Source organism: Paraburkholderia phosphatilytica, assembly GCF_003443895.1.
Lineage (GTDB): Bacteria > Pseudomonadota > Gammaproteobacteria > Burkholderiales > Burkholderiaceae > Paraburkholderia > Paraburkholderia phosphatilytica.
Genome location: NZ_QQOA01000093.1, coordinates 1 through 2,575, shown reverse-complemented (window position 1 = coordinate 2,575; position 2,575 = coordinate 1). Strand labels below are relative to the sequence as shown.

Here is a 2,575-nt window from a genome sequence, read left to right as displayed (position 1 = left end):
ATTCCAACCCTCCCTGGCACAGGTACTTGATCGACAGATAGTCGTCGAGGCCGTACTTCGAGCCTTCACGCCCGTAGCCCGACTCCTTCACGCCGCCGAACGGCGCGGCCTCCGACGCGAGCGCACCCTCGTTGATACCGACGATACCCGCCTCCAGCGCGCGCGATACACGATCGATACGACGCACGTCCTGGCTGTAGAAATACGACGCGAGACCGAACGGCGTGTCGTTCGCCGCTTCGATCGCTTCCTGTTCGGTGTCGAACACGAACAACGGCGCGACCGGCCCGAAGGTTTCCTCGCCGCACAGCATCATCTTCGACGACGCATTACCCAGTACCGTCGGTGCGTAATAGTGCGGACCGAGCTCCGTCAGACGCTTGCCGCCCGTGAGCACCACCGCACCGTTTGCTACCGCATCGTCCACGTGACGCGCGATCTTGTCGACCGCGCGCGTGTTGATCATCGGGCCGATCTGCGAGGCCGGATCGCTCGCGGGGCCCACGCGCAGCTCCGCGACCTTCGCGCACAGCAGCGCCGAGAAGTGCTCGTACACGCTGCGCTGCACGTACACGCGGTTCGGGCACACGCAGGTCTGTCCGCCATTGCGGAATTTCGCGGCGAGCACACCGGTGACGGCCGCATCGAGATCGGCATCGTCGAACACGATGAACGGCGCGTTGCCGCCCAGTTCCAGCGAGAGCTTCTTCAGCGTGCCCGCCGATTCGCGCGCGAGGTACTTGCCCACCGGCGTCGAACCGGTGAACGTGATCTTGCGCACGCGGCCATCGGCGAGCCATTCGCCGACCGCTTCCGGCGCCGAATCGCGCGACGCCGAGATCAGGTTCAGCACGCCATCGGGCACGCCCGCCTGATGCGCGAGCAGCACCAGCGCGATCGCGGTAAGCGGCGTGTCTTCAGCCGGCTTCGCGACCACCGTGCAGCCCGCGGCGAGTGCCGGCGCGATCTTGCGCGCGATCATCGCCAGCGGGAAATTCCACGGCGTAATGGCCGCGACGATGCCGATCGGTTCCTTGATCGCGCTCATACGCTTGCCGCGCTGCTGCTGCGGGATCACGTCGCCGTAGATGCGCGTGGCTTCATCGGCGAACCACGCGACATACGACGCGCCATACGCGACCTCGCCGCGTCCTTCCGCAAGCGGCTTGCCCTGTTCCAGCGAGATCAGCGCGCCCAATGCATCCTGATGCTCGACGATCAGCGCGTGCCAGCGGTGCAGTACCGCCGCGCGTTCCTTCGGCAGTCGTGCGCGCCAGGCGGGCAGGGCTTTCGCTGCGGCATCGACGGCTGCGCGCGCATCGGCCGGGCCGCTGTCGGCGACATCGGCGATCAGGTTGCCGGTCGCGGGATCGGTGACGGCGAAGCGGCGGCCGCTCGCAGCGGCCACCCACTGGCCGTTGATGAAGTTATCCGCGCGGATCAGCGCGCGGGCCTGCTGTTCGAGATTCGTGCTCATTTGAACGTCTCCTGCTGCGCTTCAGCGCGCTTCGGCAACATGCGCGAGGATCGCAGCACCCACGTCCTGCGTCGATGCCTTGCCGCCCAGATCACCGGTACGCGGTCCATCCTTCAGCACCTGCGTGATCGCCGAAACGATCGCGTCGTGCGCATCGCGCTCCACGCCCGCACCGTTGCCGAGGAAATCGAGCATCATCGCAGCCGACCAGATCATCGCGACCGGATTCGCGATGCCCTTGCCGGCGATGTCCGGTGCCGAGCCGTGCACCGGCTCGAACAGCGACGGGAACTTGCGGTCCGGATTCAGGTTGCCCGACGGCGCAATCCCGATCGTGCCGGTGCATGCAGGGCCGAGATCGGAGAGAATGTCGCCGAACAGGTTCGATGCGACCACCACGTCGAAGCGGTCCGGGTTCAGCACGAAACGCGCGCAGAGAATATCGATGTGCTGGCGGTCCATCTTCACATCGGGATAGCGCGCGCTCATTTCGTCAGAGCGTTTGTCCCACCACGGCATGCTGATCGAGATGCCGTTGCTCTTCGTCGCAACGGTGATTTTCTTCGCGCGACGCTGTGCGAGATCGAACGCGAACTTCATCACGCGCTCGGTGCCAACGCGCGAGAAAATTGCCTGCTGCATCACGATTTCGCGTTCGGTGCCTTCGTACATCGTGCCGCCCACCGACGAGTACTCGCCCTCGGTGTTCTCACGCACGATCATGAAGTCGATGTCGCCGGGCTTGCGGTTCGCGAGCGGGCACGGCACGCCCTGGAACAGGCGCGCGGGGCGCAGGTTCACGTACTGGTCGAACTCGCGGCGGAACTTCAACAGCGATCCCCACAGCGAGATATGGTCCGGCACCTTCGCGGGCCAGCCGACGGCGCCGAACAGGATTGCATCGCACTCCTGCAGTTGTGCCTTCCAGTCGTCGGGCATCATCTGGCCGTGCTGTTCGTAGTAGTCGCACGACGCCCACTCGATATGGCGGTACTCGATGCCGATGCCAAAGCGCTTGCACGCGGCGTCGAGCACGCGCACGCCTTCGGGCATCACTTCCGTGCCGATGCCGTCGCCGGGGATGACGGCAATGCGGTA

At 65.5% G+C, this 2,575-nt stretch carries 2 protein-coding genes; both read right to left on the bottom strand.

Going from position 1 to position 2,575, the window contains the following annotated elements:
• Nucleotides 1–1,477: NAD-dependent succinate-semialdehyde dehydrogenase (locus DVS29_RS36655; RefSeq protein ID WP_164708091.1), on the bottom strand; the 1,477-nt coding region annotated here is incomplete at its 3' end.
• Between the two features lie 21 nt (nt 1,478–1,498).
• Nucleotides 1,499–2,575: tartrate dehydrogenase (locus tag DVS29_RS36650; RefSeq protein WP_118186225.1), on the bottom strand; the 1,077-nt coding region annotated here is incomplete at its 5' end.